The organism is Acinetobacter soli, from assembly GCF_018139125.1.
Classification (GTDB): domain Bacteria; phylum Pseudomonadota; class Gammaproteobacteria; order Pseudomonadales; family Moraxellaceae; genus Acinetobacter; species Acinetobacter soli.
Window position 1 is genome coordinate 487,136 of the sequence record NZ_CP073241.1, and the last position, 17,869, is coordinate 505,004.

Annotated in this window: 18 protein-coding genes; 8 read left to right on the forward strand and 10 right to left on the reverse strand. The window is 41.5% G+C overall.

Going from position 1 to position 17,869, the window contains the following annotated elements; genetic code table 11:
• Positions 1-39: 39 nt before the first annotated feature.
• The 3 genes from KCV09_RS02130 to KCV09_RS02140 form a co-directional block, all read right to left on the reverse strand.
• Positions 40-585 carry a gamma carbonic anhydrase family protein gene (locus KCV09_RS02130; protein WP_104125057.1) on the reverse strand — a complete coding sequence of 182 codons (546 nt, stop codon included), beginning with the start codon at positions 583-585 and terminating at the stop codon, positions 40-42.
• 91 nt (positions 586-676) lie between these two features.
• On the reverse strand, positions 677-1,825 hold the full coding sequence (gene dacC, locus KCV09_RS02135; protein ID WP_004936509.1) for a D-alanyl-D-alanine carboxypeptidase PBP5/6: 1,149 nt from the start codon (positions 1,823-1,825) through the stop codon (positions 677-679).
• 117 nt (positions 1,826-1,942) lie between these two features.
• Positions 1,943-2,341: an MCR_0457 family protein gene (locus KCV09_RS02140; protein WP_004946453.1), complete on the reverse strand. Its 399-nt coding sequence runs from the start codon at positions 2,339-2,341 to the stop codon at positions 1,943-1,945.
• Between the two features lie 248 nt (positions 2,342-2,589).
• Here KCV09_RS02140 and surE point away from each other — a divergent pair, with 248 nt between their 5' ends.
• The 3 genes from surE to KCV09_RS02155 all read left to right on the forward strand — a co-directional run bounded on the left by surE (position 2,590) and on the right by KCV09_RS02155 (position 5,360).
• Entirely contained in the window at positions 2,590-3,357 is a 768-nt protein-coding gene (gene surE / locus KCV09_RS02145) for a 5'/3'-nucleotidase SurE (RefSeq protein ID WP_004946454.1), read from the forward strand.
• Between the two features lie 130 nt (positions 3,358-3,487).
• Positions 3,488-4,321, forward strand: coding sequence for a peptidoglycan DD-metalloendopeptidase family protein (locus KCV09_RS02150; RefSeq protein WP_212515463.1), 834 nt, complete (start codon positions 3,488-3,490; stop codon positions 4,319-4,321).
• Positions 4,322-4,430: 109 nt separating this feature from the next.
• Positions 4,431-5,360 (forward strand): LysR family transcriptional regulator, encoded by a 930-nt coding sequence (locus tag KCV09_RS02155; protein WP_004936521.1) that lies wholly within the window; start codon positions 4,431-4,433, stop codon positions 5,358-5,360.
• 48 nt (positions 5,361-5,408) lie between these two features.
• On the opposite strand, the gene KCV09_RS02160 is transcribed toward KCV09_RS02155, so the two are convergent.
• A complete protein-coding gene (locus KCV09_RS02160) occupies positions 5,409-6,623 on the reverse strand; it encodes an aspartate aminotransferase family protein (RefSeq protein WP_212515464.1) in 1,215 nt (404 codons plus the stop codon).
• 165 nt (positions 6,624-6,788) lie between these two features.
• Between KCV09_RS02160 and grxD the strand changes: the two genes are divergently transcribed.
• A complete protein-coding gene (gene grxD / locus KCV09_RS02165; RefSeq protein ID WP_004936530.1) occupies positions 6,789-7,130 on the forward strand; it encodes a Grx4 family monothiol glutaredoxin in 342 nt (113 codons plus the stop codon).
• A 44-nt stretch (positions 7,131-7,174) separates the two neighbouring features.
• On the opposite strand, the gene KCV09_RS02170 is transcribed toward grxD, so the two are convergent.
• Both KCV09_RS02170 and ahpF read right to left on the reverse strand, forming a co-directional pair.
• Positions 7,175-7,516 (reverse strand): hypothetical protein, encoded by a 342-nt coding sequence (locus tag KCV09_RS02170; protein WP_212515465.1) that lies wholly within the window; start codon positions 7,514-7,516, stop codon positions 7,175-7,177.
• Positions 7,517-7,698: 182 nt separating this feature from the next.
• Positions 7,699-9,258, reverse strand: coding sequence for an alkyl hydroperoxide reductase subunit F (ahpF, locus tag KCV09_RS02175; RefSeq protein WP_212515466.1), 1,560 nt, complete (start codon positions 9,256-9,258; stop codon positions 7,699-7,701).
• Between the two features lie 253 nt (positions 9,259-9,511).
• On the opposite strand from ahpF, the gene KCV09_RS02180 reads away from it, so the two are divergent.
• Positions 9,512-9,718 carry a KTSC domain-containing protein gene (locus tag KCV09_RS02180; RefSeq protein ID WP_004936538.1) on the forward strand — a complete coding sequence of 69 codons (207 nt, stop codon included), beginning with the start codon at positions 9,512-9,514 and terminating at the stop codon, positions 9,716-9,718.
• Between the two features lie 7 nt (positions 9,719-9,725).
• Here the strand turns inward: KCV09_RS02180 and KCV09_RS02185 are convergent, their stop codons facing one another.
• From KCV09_RS02185 to KCV09_RS02195, 3 genes are all read right to left on the reverse strand, one after another.
• Positions 9,726-9,944 (reverse strand): DUF1653 domain-containing protein, encoded by a 219-nt coding sequence (locus tag KCV09_RS02185; protein ID WP_004936541.1) that lies wholly within the window; start codon positions 9,942-9,944, stop codon positions 9,726-9,728.
• Between the two features lie 169 nt (positions 9,945-10,113).
• The gene (locus KCV09_RS02190) at positions 10,114-10,557 is read right to left on the reverse strand and encodes a universal stress protein (RefSeq protein ID WP_004936545.1); all 444 of its coding nucleotides are present in this window, start codon (positions 10,555-10,557) and stop codon (positions 10,114-10,116) included.
• 408 nt (positions 10,558-10,965) lie between these two features.
• Complete coding sequence (locus tag KCV09_RS02195; protein ID WP_004936547.1) at positions 10,966-11,235, reverse strand: hypothetical protein; 270 nt, start codon at positions 11,233-11,235, stop codon at positions 10,966-10,968.
• Between the two features lie 419 nt (positions 11,236-11,654).
• On the opposite strand from KCV09_RS02195, the gene KCV09_RS02200 reads away from it, so the two are divergent.
• Complete coding sequence (locus tag KCV09_RS02200; RefSeq protein ID WP_212515467.1) at positions 11,655-13,853, forward strand: TonB-dependent receptor; 2,199 nt, start codon at positions 11,655-11,657, stop codon at positions 13,851-13,853.
• A gap of 52 nt (positions 13,854-13,905) precedes the next feature.
• Here the strand turns inward: KCV09_RS02200 and KCV09_RS02205 are convergent, their stop codons facing one another.
• The gene (locus tag KCV09_RS02205) at positions 13,906-15,360 is read right to left on the reverse strand and encodes a SulP family inorganic anion transporter (RefSeq protein WP_212515468.1); all 1,455 of its coding nucleotides are present in this window, start codon (positions 15,358-15,360) and stop codon (positions 13,906-13,908) included.
• 582 nt (positions 15,361-15,942) lie between these two features.
• On the opposite strand from KCV09_RS02205, the gene KCV09_RS02210 reads away from it, so the two are divergent.
• The gene (locus tag KCV09_RS02210) at positions 15,943-16,146 is read left to right on the forward strand and encodes a hypothetical protein (RefSeq protein ID WP_004936555.1); all 204 of its coding nucleotides are present in this window, start codon (positions 15,943-15,945) and stop codon (positions 16,144-16,146) included.
• A gap of 394 nt (positions 16,147-16,540) precedes the next feature.
• On the forward strand, positions 16,541-17,860 hold the full coding sequence (locus KCV09_RS02215; RefSeq protein WP_004936556.1) for an NCS2 family permease: 1,320 nt from the start codon (positions 16,541-16,543) through the stop codon (positions 17,858-17,860).
• Positions 17,861-17,869 lie beyond the last annotated feature (9 nt).

A 17,869-nucleotide genomic window follows, 5' to 3' on the forward strand; every position in this document is an offset into this window, starting at 1 on the left:
TCACCCCAAGATTTTAAGCGTCAATCTTGGGGGGATAGCTTAGGCTTCTAATTGATTTAAATAGTTATTTTTAACCTTCACATAATGCTGTGCCGAATAAGGCAAAAATGCTTTTTCTTTTTCGGTTAATGGACGCACTTGAACCACAGGGCTACCCACATACAAATAACCACTTTCAAGTCGTTTGCGTGGTGGAACCAAGCTTCCTGCACCAATCATGACATCATCTTCAATCATCGCGTCATCTAAAATCACGGTATTGATTCCAACCAAAACACGATTTCCGATGGTACAGCCATGCAAGGTTACATGATGGCCAATGGTAACGTCTTCACCAATGGTTAGGGGGGAACCATTTGGCTTGGTCTCATTTTTATGGCTTACATGCAGCATGCAGTGATCTTGTACATTACTGTTGCGACCAATCCGAATCTGATTTACATCGCCCCGAATCACAGCAAATGGCCAGACCGACGCATGTTCAGCCAGTTGAACATCACCGATCACAACCGACATTTCATCGACGTAACAGCTTGAGTCGATTTTAGGTTGATGTTCGAGATAAGGACGTATATTTTTTTTCATTAGTGATCAATATCGTTGAGTTTTATACAGTATAAAAGAAAAAAGGCATTCATGTTTAAAACAAGAATGCCTTCATTTTTATTACAACCAATTAAAACAGGTTGCTAAAAAACTGCTTGATATGGTCGATCAAACGCGAGAAAAAGCCCGCTTCTTCGACTGGTTTTAGTGCCACCAATGGTTTTTCTGCAATCACTTTACCATCAAGCGTAGCAACTAATTTGCCCACAACCTGACCTTTTTGTAGCGGTGCATTCAATTTTGGTTGTACAACCAATTGGGTTTTAATGTTGTCTGCCTGACCTTTTGGCATGGTGACATTGAAGTTTTCTGCCAAACCAATCTGCACTTCATTTTCTTTACCAAACCATACTTTGGCCTTGGCAAGCACTTGATTTGCAGGTTGAACGTTTACCGTTTCAAAGTTTGAAAAGCCCCACGCTAAAAGGGTACGGGTTTGGTTGGCACGCTCATTAACACTGTTGGTTCCAAAAATAACTGAAATCAAGCGCATTGGCCCACGTTTACTCGATGTGGTGAGACAGTAACCTGCTTCCGAGGTGTGTCCAGTTTTCAGGCCGTCTACACTAGGGTCGGTGTATAGCAATGCATTACGGTTACCTTGCTTAATACCGTTAAAGGTGAATTCTTTTTCTGAATAAATTGGGTAGTACTTTGAACTGTCTTTAATGATGTGCTGTGCAAGCAGTGCCATATCTTTGGCAGATGAATAATGACCTTCTGCCGGCAAGCCAGTCGAGTTCATAAAGTGGGTATTCACCATACCTAAACGCTTGGCTTCTTGGTTCATCATGTGGGCAAATGTACCTTCATTGCCTGCCACATGCTCTGCCATGGCTTTAGAAGCATCATTACCCGATTGCACAATAATACCACGCAACATTTCAAGGACTGTTGCCGTGCCATTTAAGGGTACATACATACACGATTCTGAACTACTTCCGCGGCACCATGCAGATTCATTCATACGAACCTGTTCGCCTTCGGTTAATTCGCCTTTTAAAAGCTTCTGCTCAATGATGTAACTGGTCATCATTTTGGTCATTGAAGCCGGTGCAAGATGCTCATTTTCATTTTTAGATGCAAGAATTTGACCGGTTTCATAATCCATCAGGACATAGGATTTGTTATTTAATTCTGGTGGTGTGGATAACACAGTTGCTGCATAGGAAAATGAGGGTAAAAGAACGAGTGCAGCAAGGGCGCTTTTTAGAGTCATTTCTAGTTGGTCCAATATCTTGAGTAAAGCAGAAGAGCCTAGCATTTTAGGATAAAGCAAAGCCGACTTCTACGGGAAAGTCGGCTTATTTCACACAGTATTGTAAATACGATTAAATTATGACTTATATGCTTTTACATCTTCGCAAACAGCACGATTTTGCTCATCACCAGCCTTTTTGGCATCAGCACGCGCTTCTTTTAAAAACTTCTGGAAATTTTTTTGTTTGCTGAGTTTTTCTAATGCCTCATCTGGATTACTTTCGTTTGGCATATAGTCTTTCACCAAACGTGAGTAGCCAGATTCAAATGCAGCTTTGTCTTGTGCAACCAATTTTGGGCAAATTTCATGCAGTACACGGATTGCTGCGAGCTCTTCTTGCGTAATGCCTTCTTGCGGTGTCACTTCAATATTTTCAGACATGTCTTTCGCATCGGCAGCGTGAACCACGGGTAATAGGGCACTCGATACAACAAGCAAAGCGGAGGAAATACGTAAAGCAATCGATTTTTTCATTGTTGACCTAAATCACATCTAAAATACAGTAATTTCACTAGAGTACCGTGATCTGAAAAGAATAAAAGTCAAAAATGTATACTTGATGTTGGTTTATCGAAAAATCATACAGATGAAAAGAGTACATAATCATCTTAAAAATCAGCATGATTTTTGCGCAGTGCATCGCTTTGGGGCTTGAATATTGATAAGAACATGGCGATATAATCGGAGCCTTGTTTTCGTTGATTAGATAGAGTCTGCTTGAAGTGAATATTTTAATAGCCAATGACGACGGTGTGTTTGCTCCCGGAATTCAAGCATTAGCCAAAGCATTACGTCCGCTGGGGCGGGTGGTCATCGTGGCACCAGAAAGTGAGCGCAGTGGCTACTCGAGTGCCTTAACGCTTGACCGACCACTGCGTCCGATTCAAATTGCACAAGATGTCTGGGCGGTCAACGGTACTCCTGCCGACTGTGTATATCTGTCAATGAACGGCTTGTTTGATTTTGAGTTTGATCTGGTCGTGAGCGGAATTAACAGCGGCGCCAATTTAGGTGACGATGTACTGTACTCGGGTACGGTGGGTGCTGCATTTGAAGGACGCTTAATGAAGCAGCCAGCGATTGCGGTGTCTCTGGCAGGCAGTAATGTGCGTTCTTATGAAAATATCAACGACTATGCCGTTGCTGCACAATGGGTTCATGACTTTATTAAAAAAGGACTGCCAAATTTACCGGCACGTCATATTCTCAATATCAATATTCCAGACGTGCCTGAGCTAAAAGGCGAAAAAGTCACCTATCAGGGGCTACGTGGTCAAGCCAAGCCAATTACCAGTCATGTCGATCCGCGTGGACGTCAGGTCTATTGGATTGGTCTTGCTGGGGAAGCTGTTACAGATCCAAGAAAAACGCCGTCGCATATCCAGTCAGATTTCTTTGCAGTCGCCAATGGTTATGTCAGCATTACCCCGATTCAGATGGATGCAACCAATTATAATATTTTAGAAGACTTACAAACATATATAGGCTAGAGCTATAACTGACCGCGCTGTAAGTGTTGTAACTTTGTGAAAAAAAGGTGAAGAGACTCGTTTCTTCATCCTTTTTTGGTAATCTTAGTGCAACGATTTGTTAGTGTTGCTTGATTCGAGAGGGAGATAAATGCAATTGCTTCGACAACAACGGGATTTTAATGCTTCGGCCCATACTTTCATCAAAACAATAATGTTGTCTGCTGCGGTTGCTGGTACACTTGCAATCACCGGATGTGCCTCAAAACCTCAGATAAATCAGCAAGTTCGATATACGAGTGCGCCAGATTACTATACGGTGCGTTCAGGTGATACATTAAGCGGGATTGCCGCACGCTATGGTTTAAATTATTTAAATGTGGCAGAGCTCAATGATATTGCACCGCCATATCGCATTTATGTAAACCAATCTTTACGTTTGAAAGGCTCCGCAACCCGTCGCTCTGTGACTACTCAGCCAATGGTTCAATCTGCACCTATTCAACGCCAGAGTATTAATTTACCGACCACAACGGCGCAAACCACTCCACCAAGAACCAGCACGCCTGTAAATACTGTACCAGCGCCAGTTGTTCCTGTTTCGCCTGTACCAAGTACTTTGCGCTGGATGAAACCATCGAATGGTCCAGTCATTCAAAGCTTTAATTTGGCAAGTAATATCAAAGGGATACGCTATGGTGGAAACCAAGGTGATCCAGTCTTCGCAGCAGCAAACGGTCAGGTGGTATATGCGGCAGATGGCTTGAAAGAATATGGAAACTTGGTGCTGGTTAAACATGTCGATGGCTATATTACAGCGTATGCACATAACAGCAAGATGCTCGTAAAAAGCGGAGATAATGTAACGGCCGGTCAAAAAATTGCTGAAATGGGATCTTCAGGTACAAACCGCGTGATGCTTGAGTTTCAGGTGCGTTTAGATGGTAAACCGATTAATCCTGCCAACATTATCCCAATTAACTAATAGGAATTATGAATTAGATAATGCAAAGCATAGATTTCTCCGTATAATACAACGAGTTGCTTTTATCATATTTAGATAAGGAGCATCTCATAAGTTCAGAGGGAAATTTATGTTAGATCAACTTCGAGCAATGGGAGTATTTGCTTGTGTTGTAGAGAAAAGTTCGTTCAGTGGTGCAGCCCGAAATTTGGGTATCACCACCAGTGCCGTCAGTCAGCAAATTCGGTCACTAGAGCAAGAGATGGATGTTACACTGCTACATCGCTCTACCCGAAAATTAAGCTTAACTGAGGCTGGACAAGCTTTTTTCCACAGTTGTCAAGAAATGCTCGCTGCTGCAGAGCGTGGAAAAATTCGGATCAACGAATTAAGGGATGATTTAATCGGGGATCTTCGCATTGCGACGACACCAGAGTTAGGTGCATTCCACGTGATTCCTGCATTGTCACATTGGATGTCTGCTCATCGCGGATTGTCCGTTCATTTTGAAGCTGATCATCGGTATATAGATCTTATTGAAGGGCGGATTGATATAGCCATTCGGATGAGCCAACGTATAGACGATCAGAGTTTAAATGCCATTCCGATGGCGCGTGTCGATCAAGTATTGGTCGCCTCGCCAAGTTATTTAAATCAATCGGCTCCAATTTCGCGCCCAGAAGATTTGGCGAATCATGATCTGATTCCAATTAATCTGATGAATGGTTATCAAGATTTTTCGTTTCAACACGCATCAAGTGGTGAACGCGTCGATCTTCAGATGAAAAATCGTTTGCAAACAAATAACGTATTTATCGCCAAAGCGCTATGCCAGCAAGGTCACGGCGTTGCCAGAATATTATATTTGGATGTTCAAAAAGAATTGATCAATGGCTCGCTGGTCGAGGTCTTACCGGATTGGAACCTTCCTGCATTTAATTTGTATGCACTGACTCAAAAGCGCGAACAGCAACCGATGAAAATTCATCGTTGTCTAGATGCCCTCAAACAATATTTTGGCCAGCTTCCAGGCGGTCGTAATTTGTTAGAAGCATGCTAAGCGCAGAATAAAAAAAGCCGCTGATGCGGCTTTTTTAATTGATTTCATTTAGGCTTTGATAAAATCTGTAATGGCCGGCACTAAGCGCGCCAAAAGGTCATCGGCTTGTTCAAATGTCATATTGAGTGGTGGGAGTAAACGGACTACGTTTCCTGCGGTCACATTGACAATCAGCTTATAATTGTCACGTGCACTATGCACGATATCTGCACATGGCATAGGTAATTCAATACCAATCATCATACCGAAGCCACGCACCTGAACTGAAAACTCTCCGAGACGTTCGCGTAACTGTTCAACAATATAACTGCCCACTTTTTCCGCATTTTCGATGACATTCTCTTTTTGAATGGTATCAATTACGGTGTAAACCACTCGTGAACCCAGCACTGTTCCACCATATGTCGAACCATGGCTACCTGGCCCAAGCAGACCAACAGCTTTGCCTTGCGTCATCATAGCACCCACCGGAAAACCATTGCCTAAGCCTTTAGCGGTTGTCAGAACATCGGGAATAATATTGGTGTGCTGGTAAGCAAAGTACTTTCCTGTACGGCCGTTTCCAGTTTGAATCTCGTCTAACATCATCAGCCAATTGTGTTGATTACACAATGCACGCACTTCTTCAAGATAGCTAAAACCTTGTGGTGCAGTATTAATACCGCCTTCGCCCTGAATCGGTTCAATTAAAATAGCCACGATATCAGGATGATGAAGTGCAGCTTCTTGAATCGCTTCAACATCACCAAAAGGAACGCGTATAAAGCCTTCTACTAATGGATAAAAGCCTTCTTGTACTTTACTGTTGCCAGTTGCAGATAAAGTGGCGAGGGTACGGCCATGAAAAGATTTTTCAGCCACAATAATTTTAGGTTGGCGAATCCCTTGCTGTGCGCCAAACTTACGCGCAATCTTGATTGCGCCTTCGTTGGACTCGGCACCACTGTTTGAAAAGAAAATTTCGTGCATGCCTGAAACTTCAGCCAGCTTTTGAGCTGCTGCCGTTTGCCATGGAATTTCAAAGATATTACTGGTATGTACCAACGTCGCGGCCTGTTCGGCGATCGCCTCGGCAATGACAGGGTGTGCATGACCCAGTCCACAGACCGCAATCCCGGTTAAGCCATCGAGATACTCGGTTCCATCTTCCGTATAAAGATAAGATCCTCGGCCTCGCACAAAACTGATCGCTTGGCGGCCATAGGTTGCCATCAAATGAGTGGGTTGATCAGGTTGTACAGGGGCGAGGGTGATGTGATTCATATCGTACTCTTATCTGTGAAAAGAAATGAATTAAAAAGGGTATATAAGCAAAAACTCTTCAGGAAAGAAAGTATAAAACGAAAATTAAGCAAGAAATCTTAGGATCAGGCACACGGATTGTATACTTTTAGGTATAATGCCCTGAGAATAGTTGAGGATTTATCTATGACTGAACAAGCGCGTGATACAGAAGCGTTAATTCGTGATCAAATTGCTAAACATGCAGTGTTACTTTACATGAAAGGTACGCCACAATTTCCACAGTGTGGTTTTTCTGCGCGTGCAGTTGAAGCGCTGAGTCAAATTGGGCGACCATTTGCTTATGTCAATATTCTCGAAAATCCAGATATTCGTGCAACATTGCCGGGCATTGCAAACTGGCCGACATTCCCTCAATTATGGGTCAATGGCGAACTTGTTGGTGGCAGCGACATCATGCTCGAAATGTTCCAAAATGGTGAGTTAAAGCCATTAATCGAGCAGCATAGTCCAGCTCCAGAAGCATAATGCTGATATAAAAAATCCCACATTATTGTGGGATTTTTTTGTTTTTATTTACTGTCTTCTTTCACATCTTTCGCTGCTTTCTCGACATGTGCAGCGGCATCATGAGTCGCATCACGTGTTGCAGCTTCAGTTTTTTGAGCTGCATTTTCAGTTGAAGCAGCTGCTTTATCGGCAGCAGCATCGATTTTAGCCGCAGCGTTGTCTGTAGCCGATTCAATTTTTTGAGCTGCGTTGTGTGAAGCATCTTTAATATCGTGGCCTGCTTGAGTTGCTGCATTTTCCAAATGCTGGCCTGTTGTTGCGCCTGTCTCAGGGGTTTTTTCTTTACTACAACCCACCAGTGCCACAGCGGCCGCCAAGCTTGCAATCATCATCAGTTTTTTCATTGTATATTTCCTTTTTGTGAGGCATCCGATTGATATCGAAGTTAATTCATTATGCTAAAAATTATGCTATCTACTGATTTAAATTTGTAATTAAAATGTTTAAAAATGCAATAAAAAAAAAGGCTTATCCATCGGGGAAGATAAGCCTTATAAAAAGGTAAAACTACACTTGCGTTAAAAAATTAACCATTGCGAATAATATAATCGAAGGCAGACAATGCGGCTTTTGCCCCTTCACCTGTTGCAATAATGATCTGCTTGTACGGTACCGTGGTACAGTCACCCGCAGCAAATACACCCTTCACATTGGTTTCGTTACGCTCATCAATGATGATCTCACCACGTGTATTTAAATCCACTGTGCCTTTTAAGAAGTCGGTGTTCGGCAACAATCCGATCTGTACAAAAATACCAGACAGCTCAAGCGTATGCTCGGTATCAGTGGCGCGGTCTTTATATTTCAGACCCGTCACCTGACTGCCGTCTCCCACCACTTCAGTGGATAAAGCATGCGTGATCACGGTGGCATTGCTCAAACTGTTCAGCTTGTCTTGCAAGACCTGATCGGCACGAAGTTTGGTATCAAACTCAATCAGCGTCACATGTTCAACAATTCCAGCCAGATCAATTGCAGCTTCAACACCCGAGTTACCGCCACCAATCACCGCTACTTTCTTGCCTTTAAACAGCGGACCATCGCAGTGTGGGCAGTATGCAACACCACGAGTGGCATATTCATCTTCACCCGGAACATTCATCTTTCTCCAGCGTGCACCAGTAGAAAGAATGACGGTTTTCGATTCAACTGTAGCGCCATTTTCAAGTTCAAGATGTACCAGACCATTTGCAGTTTGGTCTGCACCGGTGATTTTGCTCACACGCTGCAAGTTCATGATATCGACATCGTATTCACGAATATGTGCTTCCATATCGGTGGCAAACTTCGGCCCCAAGGTTTTTTGTACCGAGGTAAAGTTTTCAATGTCCATGGTGTCCATGACCTGACCACCAAAGCGATCTGCGATCATACCGGTACGAATGCCTTTACGTGCGGCATAAATGGCCGAGGTTCCACCCGCAGGGCCGGCACCGACCACCAGCACATCAAAGGCAGCTTTGGCATTGATGGCCGCAGCGTCTTTTTCAGCCGAATTATTGTCGAGTTTAGCTACAATCTCTTCAAGCGTCATACGGCCCTGACCAATATGCTGACCGTTTTGGAACACCATCGGCACAGCCATGATCTTGCGTTCTTCAACCTCATCCTGAAAGAAGGCACCGTCAATCATGGTGGCTGTTGCATTCGGGTTATAAATGGCAATCAGGTTGAGGGCCTGTACCACATCTGGACAGTTATGGCAGCTTAAAGACACAAATACATCAAAATGATCGCTCACCTGCAAGCCTTTAATCTGCTCTAAAAGCTCAGGCGCAACTTTAGGGGCATAGCCTGATACCTGTAGCAACGCCAGAATCAACGAGGTGAACTCATGGCCCATTGGCAAGCCAGCAAAAAACACACGTGGCTGTTCACCCGCTTTGGCAATACCAAAGCTTGGACGGCGTGGATTCTGGCCATCAAAACGAGCGGTCACGCGATCAGAGAGTTCTGCGATTTCAGTCACCAGTTCTTTGATCTTTGCGGCTTTATCCGAATCATCGAGCGCAGCAACCAGTTCGATTGGGCTTTCTAAGCGTTCTAGGTAAGTTTTAAGTTGAGTCTTGATATTTTGGTCTAACATGCCTAACAGCTCCAAAGGAGTAAATAATTTAACTTGTTGAGAAGAATAAGATAAATGCATTGATAGGGGAAACGGTATGTTTTTATCAATACAATCGGTTTTTTGAATCAATATGACTTTTAGTCAGCAAAAATTTATTTAACAGCTCATTCACTTTACAAATATTCTCTTTGTGCGCGATTCAGATTCTTGTAATGTCAAAAGAATAAAAGATGCCTAAAAAGTGATCTTTTTGTATGAAAAAGGAGCTTATATGCAGCAACTGGTGAGTGTTAAGTCATGGCAATACGATGCAATATCACGCCATCTTAAAATTTTTTATGAGAATGGTACAGGGGCCTTATACCATCCTGTACCTGTATTTATCTATGACAATTTATTACGTGCGACCGATAAAGCCGCTTTCATTCACAAGTATATTGAATTTGACTTACACTTTAATCGACTTTCGATTTTATAAGCCAGTGTTAGTCTACACAATGTAAAAACTGAAAGCGTGGTTTGATTTCGTTGTCGTGTTCTACGGTTTCAATAAACATGGTGAGCGGGCGCGCCCAAATGGAGTAATCTCCGTATAAACACTGATAAATCACCAATTCTTCTTCAGTCTCGCTGTGTTTTGCAACATGCAAAACTTGGTAAAGCTGACCTTTATAATGCTGGTATATGCCTTTACGAAGTGACATGATCGCTCGCCTTAAATACTAATGCTGTAGAAGCTACTATGTTATCGTATTCTTTGCAAAGCGGGTAATCGTAGCATTCAATCGTTTGATTGAAGTGCATTAAAATTAATTAATTCGAGTTAAAAAATTCGGCTCTGACACATTAATGATGAGCAGAGCCAAATATGGTCTATTTTTTTACAATTAAAACAGGAAGTTCAGTGTTCCCTAGCACATCTTGAGCAAAGCTACCTAAGAAAAACTTTTGAACACCTTTACGACCGTGTGAGCCCATCACAATCAAATCAATCTTCAAATCTTCAGCAGCCTTAATGATACCTTCAGCAGACACTTCACCTTTTACAATCTGTGTTTCGACCTCAATACCATGCACAGTCGCAGTGCTCTTTACATGTGCCAAGGTTTCTTGTGCTTTTGCCTGTGCTTCAATGAAATAGTCTTTCATAATCGGGGATACATAGTAAAAATCGACACCGCTAAACGGATCCTCAGCCAATAAGCTAATTGCAGTCAATTTGCTACCAAAAGCTTTGGCGAGCGATGCAGCATGTTCGAAAGCTGCTAAAGAAATTTCAGAGCCGTCAACGGGAACTAAGATATGTTGGTAACTCATAATGTTTATTCCTATGTTATGCGTAATTGTTATGTAATGTGCGAAAGAGTGATTAAGTTTAGATGGACAATCCAAGCATCATCTCCCTTTAATTTTATAATAAAATCAAATACAAATAACCACAAGACCAATTACAATAAGATAAACTGAGAAAAATGATTTGAAATATCTTTTTGAATTTTGTTCATCTTCTTTTGTTTAACCTGAATGCTATCAGTTTTTTATTAAAATAATGACCGAATTCAAATTGTTAAGATAAGCAACGATAATATTTAAAATCGTGTAGATACGCTGAAAAAATAACTTAAGTATCTAAAGCGTCTGCAATTTAGCATGCTCGTTATTGATAGTATCTTTGAAGATTTTTAAACTCAATGCGCAGTTTAATGCGCATTGGGTTTTCTAGATTTAATTAAAGCATTTGTCCCATCTTTCTAGACTAAAGCTCTGACCGACAGAGAAACGCTGGCGAATTAATTCGGGAAGGTGGCCTAAATAGCGTACATAAACTTCGGGTGTACGATCTACTTTATGCACAATAGTTAAAATTTCGTAGATGGCGGAGCTCTTATCGTGATCTAGTTCAATCCATTCGCCTACTTGAGGAGAAATACCAATCGTTTTTAATCCCAAGTTTTTCGAGGGAGACTGGCTTAGATCGATCAAAATAATATTCATCTAAATAGGTTCCTTAAATCGTTAACCGTGTTTTAACTTTTAAATTAATTATCAAGTCATAAAGTTTTTAAGGCTTATATTTATAATAAAAATAGAAGAAAAGAAAATTGCAAAAAGCTTCTTTTTTTATTTTTTTTAATTTAATTAAAATAAAAGATTTATTTGAAATATATTTTTTGATGTATTTCTATACATATATAAATCGAGATCTGTAATGAATGGATAGACTTTAAATATATATTTAAACAAATAAATGATATGTAAATGATTTAAATTCGAATACTAGGTATAAAACCAAATAAATAATATGAGATTGGTTTGTAAGTAAAATTTAAGAAATTGTATAAAAAAAGTAATGCAAATGGGAATGTTTTTTATTAATATTTGCGCTTTGTATCCCCACTTTGGATATTGCGTCGATGATTCAGAAACGTTTTTTTAAACAGCCAGGAACCGCAGCCTTCAGATTGAGCTTGCTTAGTCTTATGATTGTGCAAACACAATACGCTTTTGCCAATCAAAATGAAGATGTTAAAAATTCGACTGCCGTGATGCCAACTCTGACGTTGGAAGCGATGAGCGAGCTTGACCCGATCAAAAGCTATGTGGATTATGCTCAAGCCAATGTGACACGAAATGGTCTAGATAAGAAAGATATACCTCAGACCATTGATACCATTGATGTGCAAAAGTATAAGATTTATGGTGCCAATGATTTAAGTGTGATGTTACAAGGTACACCGGGTGTGACCACCAATTATGATACACGCGGTGATGGGATTGTGCTTAGAGGATTCAACGCCGACACCAGCGATATATATCGAGACGGTATCCGTGACAGCGGGCAAATTCGTCGTAGTACAGCCAATATTGAACGAATTGAAATTTTAAAAGGCCCAGCTTCGGTACTTTACGGTCGTAGTGGTGGAGGTGGTGTGATCAATATGGTCAGCAAATATGCCAACTTCGATTCGAAAAGTACGGTAGGTGGCTACCTCGGCTCTTGGAACAACCGCGGAACAACGATTGATTTAAATCAGGCGATTGATCAAAACTGGGCGGTACGCCTAACCAGTGAATATGGCGAAACAGACAGCTTTAGGCGCGGAATTCAGCAACGGCAGGTGATGGCCTCACCCAGTGTGACTTATCGTAATGATGACCAGACAGTCATTTGGACCACTCAATATACCTACGACAAATTGCATCGGATTCCAGACCGCGGCCCATCTTATTTTGATTTGGCAAAAAGTGGTGTGTATCCTTCAATTAAGCAAGGTTTTGCGCACGATGGTGATTATATCGATGATGAATTACATTTGATTCGCACTGATTTGAAATATCAATATGCGACCAATTGGAACTTTCATTGGGCTTTAAGTTACCGCGAAGCGTCCCAAGATTTTGATAATTATTTTGGTGGAACTTACTGCGCCACAAAAAGCGCGACATGTTTGTATCCGGGCTACATTCGTCAAAGCTATGCATGGCAACAGACCACCAATAAAACCATCACCAATACTTTTGACTTAACAGGTGTGTTTAATACTGGGCGTTTCGAACATCGTGTACTGTTAGGGGCCGATGTTACTAAAGAGACACGTGAGCCAAGACTGGGGAATTATTCGAGTGGCAGTACACAGTTATATGGGTATTTCAACCCGTACACGGGTGATACCATTGAAACTTTTGATCGTGCAAATGCTCAGATCACCACTCAGAATTATAGTGAAGCATTAAATTTAGGGTTTTTTGCCCAAGATTTGATTCGCTTAAACGCTTCGTTACAACTGATGCTCGGTGCCCGATACGATATCTATGATTCATCTACACGGGTCAAAATCAGAAACAAGCTGGCCGTAGATGAATACTATTCAAAATCTGAAGGCACGTTTAGTCCAAATATCGGTTTAGTTTGGCAGCCTCTCGATGTACATAGTATTTATACATCGTATAGTCGTAGTTTTGCACCATTTGGTGGTTCAACAGGTGTGAACGCTGTTTCGAGTACTGTGGTCAATGCCGAGCCTCAATACAACGATCAATTTGAGGTTGGAATTAAAAGTGATTGGCTTGATCAGCGTTTGAGCACGCAATTTTCGGTTTATGATATTCGTAAACACAATATTCGCTATCAACCCGATACCATTAACAACCCTGATCTGTGGGCTGTTGCAGGCGAGCATGAGGCGCGTGGAGCAGAATTTAGCTTTATTGGCCGATTACGCGATAACGTGTTTATCCGCGGTGGTTATGGCTATACCGATGCAAAGGTAAAAGAAAATATTCAATATCCGCTGACAGAGAATAATCCTCTAGATAAAGTCTCTAAAAATACAGCAAATCTATTTGTTCGTTATTTGCCAACTGAAAAACTGTATTTTGAGACAGGAGTAACTTATCAAGGTTCGTTTTACGCTTACCAAAATGGTAATTTAAACAGCACGCCTGTACATATCAATGGCTTTACACGACTCGATGCAGCAATTGGCTACAGCTTTGCACCTTGGAACGTGACGCTTGCAGTAAATAATGTAACCGACAAGCAGTACTGGCGCTCGGCTGAACTACCGGGCACGCCACGCAATGTTTTATTGCGCTTTGGTTATCAGTTTTAAATGAATAATCATCCATGCAGATTTAATCCTGCATGGGTGATCTTTGACGTATTTATATCTTCGAGTGGGTACCATATTGCTCAATCATGATCGAGCTGGCTTCGTTTAAACCTCTTACGCTCACCAAAACGCCATTTTTCTTGAATTTATCTACAATGCTGTCTAATGTTGCCACGGTGGTGATATCCCAGATATGTGCATGGTTCAAATCAATCACAACATGCATAACATCCTCAGAAAAATCAAATGCATGTGCAAAGCGCTCTGATGAACTAAAAAAGAGTTGACCGCGTACATCATAGTGGCGAATGTTGTCTGTACGGGAGGTTTCAATATGTACATCATTTTCAAGTTTTTGTGCCAAAAATAATGCCGACAGTAAAACACCCACCAATACGCCAATCGCCAAGTTATGGGTAGCCACTACCACTACCACGGTTGCCAGCATCACCACAGTACTTGTGGTTGGGTTGCGGCGAATATTTTTGACTGATCCCCAATCGAAGGTACTGATCGAAACCATGATCATGACAGCAACCAAAGCTGCCATAGGGATGATCTTGAGCCAGTCACTAATAAACACCACTAAAATCAGCAAAAACACACCCGCAACCAGAGTAGAGAGTCGAGTGCGTGCACCAGATTTTACATTAATCATCGACTGTCCAATCATGGCGCAACCGGCCATACCACCCATCATCCCCGTAACGATATTGGCAATACCTTGACCTTTACATTCTTGATGCTTGTTGCTGGCACTGTCGGTCAGTTCATCTACAATTGTGGCGGTCATCATCGACTCGAGTAAGCCGACTGCAGCCATTGCACAAGAATAGGGCAGAATGATCCATAATGTATCAAGATTCCAAGGGATATTAGGGATAAAAAAGTGCGGTAATTGATTGGGAAGATTCCCCATATCGCCAACGGTGCGTACATCTACACCCATTAAATAGGCGATGAGAGTAATTAAAACAATACATACCAATGGGGAGGGAACAAGCTTTCCAATCACGGGCAAGTAAGGAAACAAGTAAATAATGGCTAATCCAAGCGCAACGAACACATATACCCAAGATGAGACATGTATCAGTTCGGGGAGTTGAGCCATAAAAATTAAAATGGCCAGTGCGTTTACAAAACCGATTACAACCGACTTAGACACAAAGCGCATCAGCTTGGCCAGTTTCAGCTGCCCCGCAATAATTTGAATAATCCCGGTTAAAATTGTGGCTGCAAACAGATAGTCCAGTCCATGTTCTTTGACCAACGTCACCATGAGCAAAGCCATCGCGCCAGTGGCGGCTGAGATCATGGCTGGTCGACCACCTACAAATGCGATGATCACTGCCATCGAAAAAGAAGCGTAAAGGCCAACCTGTGGATCGACACCTGCAATGATAGAAAAAGCGATTGCTTCAGGAATCAGTGCAAGACCAACAACTAAACCAGCGAGAACATCTCCACGAATATTGGAGAGCCATTGCTGTTGAATTTGAGCAAACATAAAAAGCCTATAAAATTTTTTATTTCGTACAGGCTAGCGATGTGATATTTACACACGACTACACCACATCACCAGACAGTGATGATTTCAATTGATGAGAACTAAAAAGAAGATCAATTAAGGTGGCGTAAGGATCATGTAAATAAATCGAGGAGGTGGGTTTTGAAGCGCGTAGGTTAACACATGCACGTATGAAAATACAGGTTGGGCGTGCATGCTGCCAAGATGAGCTTGAGAGGAAGAGTAAAATAAAGGGCCATATTAAAGCCTGAGCTTGAAGGAAAAATCTATATATCTTAAAAATCTACAGTGCGCTCTTTGTGATTTAATGTAATCAGAGTATGATCAACTAAGCATCGTATGATAGAGATAAAATGATGCCTTTAATGTCATGATATAAATGACAAAAATAAGACATTTGCACAGTAATAATGCGAATATGTGTGAATTAAGTCACAAAAATGTAGTCAAAAAGTGTTGTTTTATAGTTTAATAGCGTGTCTATAAAATGGTAGGCACAAAATGGCGTTTGCATCAGTCGAGCGCCTGAAAAATTCATTTTACTGATAAGATTTTTAAGATATGAAAAAAATAGCTGCTGTGTCCGTTGTTGGGCTTGTATTGGTCTTGGGTTATGGGATCTATATAGATTCTCGTGCCAAAAAACGCCAAGAAATATTGCATATCATTAAAGATGCCGAAAAAGGTATAAAAATGATTGAAGCCAATCCGAATCATATCAATCACAAATTTCTAACTGAGCGTGCAACTCAAGAGCAGTTTTAACTTTAAAGTTGACCGCCGGGAAAAATAAGTAATTGATTTGTTGCACGATTAATTTAGAAAAACACGTATTTATAAAAAAATAAACAAAATAAAATCAATCTGTTATAATCCACCGTCAAGTATTAAGTGATTAAAAGACAGCAATTGGGGCTGAATTACTTAATCGTTAGGTTGAAAAAGCCGCATGCTCATGCGGCTTTTTTCTGTTGGGGGAGCCTTTGTCATTATCCAAAGCCAGCATACTGATTATTTTAAATAAATAATAATCAAGCTGATGGCATAGTATTTGCTCAGGCCTAAACAGATTTTTCATGTGCAGTACAGTGCTTTTAACATGGCCTGTAAACATGATCGCAGAATTACGAAATGCTCAATTTTCTCATAGGGCGATGATATGACCACTCCTAATCCTTCAGTAGGTTTGCTTGAGCGCTTGTTTAAGCTAAGCGAAAACAAGACAAACTTCAGAACTGAAGTACTTGCAGGTGTAACTACATTTTTGACCATGTGTTACATCATTATTGTAAACCCGATCATTCTTTCAGAAACGGGAATGAACTACGGTGCTGTCTTTGTTGCAACCTGTTTGGCTGCAGCAATTGGTTGTTTGGTCATGGGCTTGATTGCCAACTACCCAATCGCATTGGCACCGGGCATGGGCTTAAATGCATATTTCACCTATTCTGTATGTTTGGGTATGGGTGTGCCTTGGCAGACAGCTTTGGCTGCCGTTTTCATTTCTGGTCTTGTTTTCTTGGCGATTAGTTTCTTAAAAATCCGAGAAGCGATTGTCAATGCGATTCCAATGTCACTTAAGTTCGCTATTGGTGGCGGTATTGGTTTATTTTTGGCGCTGGTAGCACTCAAAAATGCCGGTATTATTGTAGATAATCCTGCCACACTGGTGGGGTTAGGTAATCTCAAATCTCCAACTGTCTTGTTGGCCTTTCTTGGTTTTATCATTATCGTAGTTTTGCACCAGTTAAAAGTACGTGGTGCAATTATTATCAGTATTCTGGCGATTACTGGTCTTTCCACGCTACTCGGCTTAAATGAGCTAAAAGGTGTAGTCGGTGCCATCCCATCAATTGCACCAACATTTATGCAAATGGACTTCGAAGGCCTGTTTACAGCAACCATGATTGGTGTGATTTTTGTGTTTTTCTTGGTCGATTTGTTTGATAGTACCGGAACACTTGTTGGTGTTTCGCACCGTGCCGGATTGCTCAAAGATGGTAAGCTACCACGTTTGAAAAAGGCCTTGTTTGCCGACTCAACTGCAATTGTTGCGGGTGCAGCTTTGGGAACATCTTCAACAACACCATATATCGAATCGGCATCGGGCGTAGCAGCAGGTGGGCGTACGGGTTTGACCGCAGTGGTGGTGGCTGTGCTATTTCTAGCATGCTTGTTTTTATCACCGCTTGCTCAATCTGTTCCTGGTTTTGCGACTGCACCAGCGCTACTCTTTGTCGGTGTGCTCATGATTCACGGTATTACCAATATTGATTGGGACGACATTACAGAAGCGGTACCGGCTTTCCTCACGATTGTATTTATGCCATTTACTTATTCAATTGCCGATGGTATTGCAATGGGTTTTATCAGCTATGCGATCATTAAATTGCTGACTGGTAAGGCTAAAACCGTACCATATATGGTCTGGATTGTTGCTGTGCTTTGGGTTTTCAAATTTGCAGCATTTGGCGGTTAATTTTTGTTT

Bases quoted from the DNA above. Each gene is read 5' to 3' on its own strand.
- KCV09_RS02130 (WP_104125057.1), bottom strand. From the start codon at position 585: ATGAAAAAAAATATACGTCCTTATCTCGAACATCAACCTAAAATCGAC.
- dacC (WP_004936509.1), bottom strand. From the start codon at position 1,825: ATGACTCTAAAAAGCGCCCTTGCTGCACTCGTTCTTTTACCCTCATTT.
- KCV09_RS02140 (WP_004946453.1), bottom strand. From the start codon at position 2,341: ATGAAAAAATCGATTGCTTTACGTATTTCCTCCGCTTTGCTTGTTGTA.
- KCV09_RS02150 (WP_212515463.1), top strand. From the start codon at position 3,488: ATGCAATTGCTTCGACAACAACGGGATTTTAATGCTTCGGCCCATACT.
- KCV09_RS02155 (WP_004936521.1), top strand. From the start codon at position 4,431: ATGTTAGATCAACTTCGAGCAATGGGAGTATTTGCTTGTGTTGTAGAG.
- KCV09_RS02160 (WP_212515464.1), bottom strand. From the start codon at position 6,623: ATGAATCACATCACCCTCGCCCCTGTACAACCTGATCAACCCACTCAT.
- grxD (WP_004936530.1), top strand. From the start codon at position 6,789: ATGACTGAACAAGCGCGTGATACAGAAGCGTTAATTCGTGATCAAATT.
- KCV09_RS02170 (WP_212515465.1), bottom strand. From the start codon at position 7,516: ATGAAAAAACTGATGATGATTGCAAGCTTGGCGGCCGCTGTGGCACTG.
- ahpF (WP_212515466.1), bottom strand. From the start codon at position 9,258: ATGTTAGACCAAAATATCAAGACTCAACTTAAAACTTACCTAGAACGC.
- KCV09_RS02180 (WP_004936538.1), top strand. From the start codon at position 9,512: ATGCAGCAACTGGTGAGTGTTAAGTCATGGCAATACGATGCAATATCA.
- KCV09_RS02185 (WP_004936541.1), bottom strand. From the start codon at position 9,944: ATGTCACTTCGTAAAGGCATATACCAGCATTATAAAGGTCAGCTTTAC.
- KCV09_RS02190 (WP_004936545.1), bottom strand. From the start codon at position 10,557: ATGAGTTACCAACATATCTTAGTTCCCGTTGACGGCTCTGAAATTTCT.
- KCV09_RS02195 (WP_004936547.1), bottom strand. From the start codon at position 11,235: ATGAATATTATTTTGATCGATCTAAGCCAGTCTCCCTCGAAAAACTTG.
- KCV09_RS02200 (WP_212515467.1), top strand. From the start codon at position 11,655: ATGATTCAGAAACGTTTTTTTAAACAGCCAGGAACCGCAGCCTTCAGA.
- KCV09_RS02205 (WP_212515468.1), bottom strand. From the start codon at position 15,360: ATGTTTGCTCAAATTCAACAGCAATGGCTCTCCAATATTCGTGGAGAT.
- KCV09_RS02210 (WP_004936555.1), top strand. From the start codon at position 15,943: ATGAAAAAAATAGCTGCTGTGTCCGTTGTTGGGCTTGTATTGGTCTTG.
- KCV09_RS02215 (WP_004936556.1), top strand. From the start codon at position 16,541: ATGACCACTCCTAATCCTTCAGTAGGTTTGCTTGAGCGCTTGTTTAAG.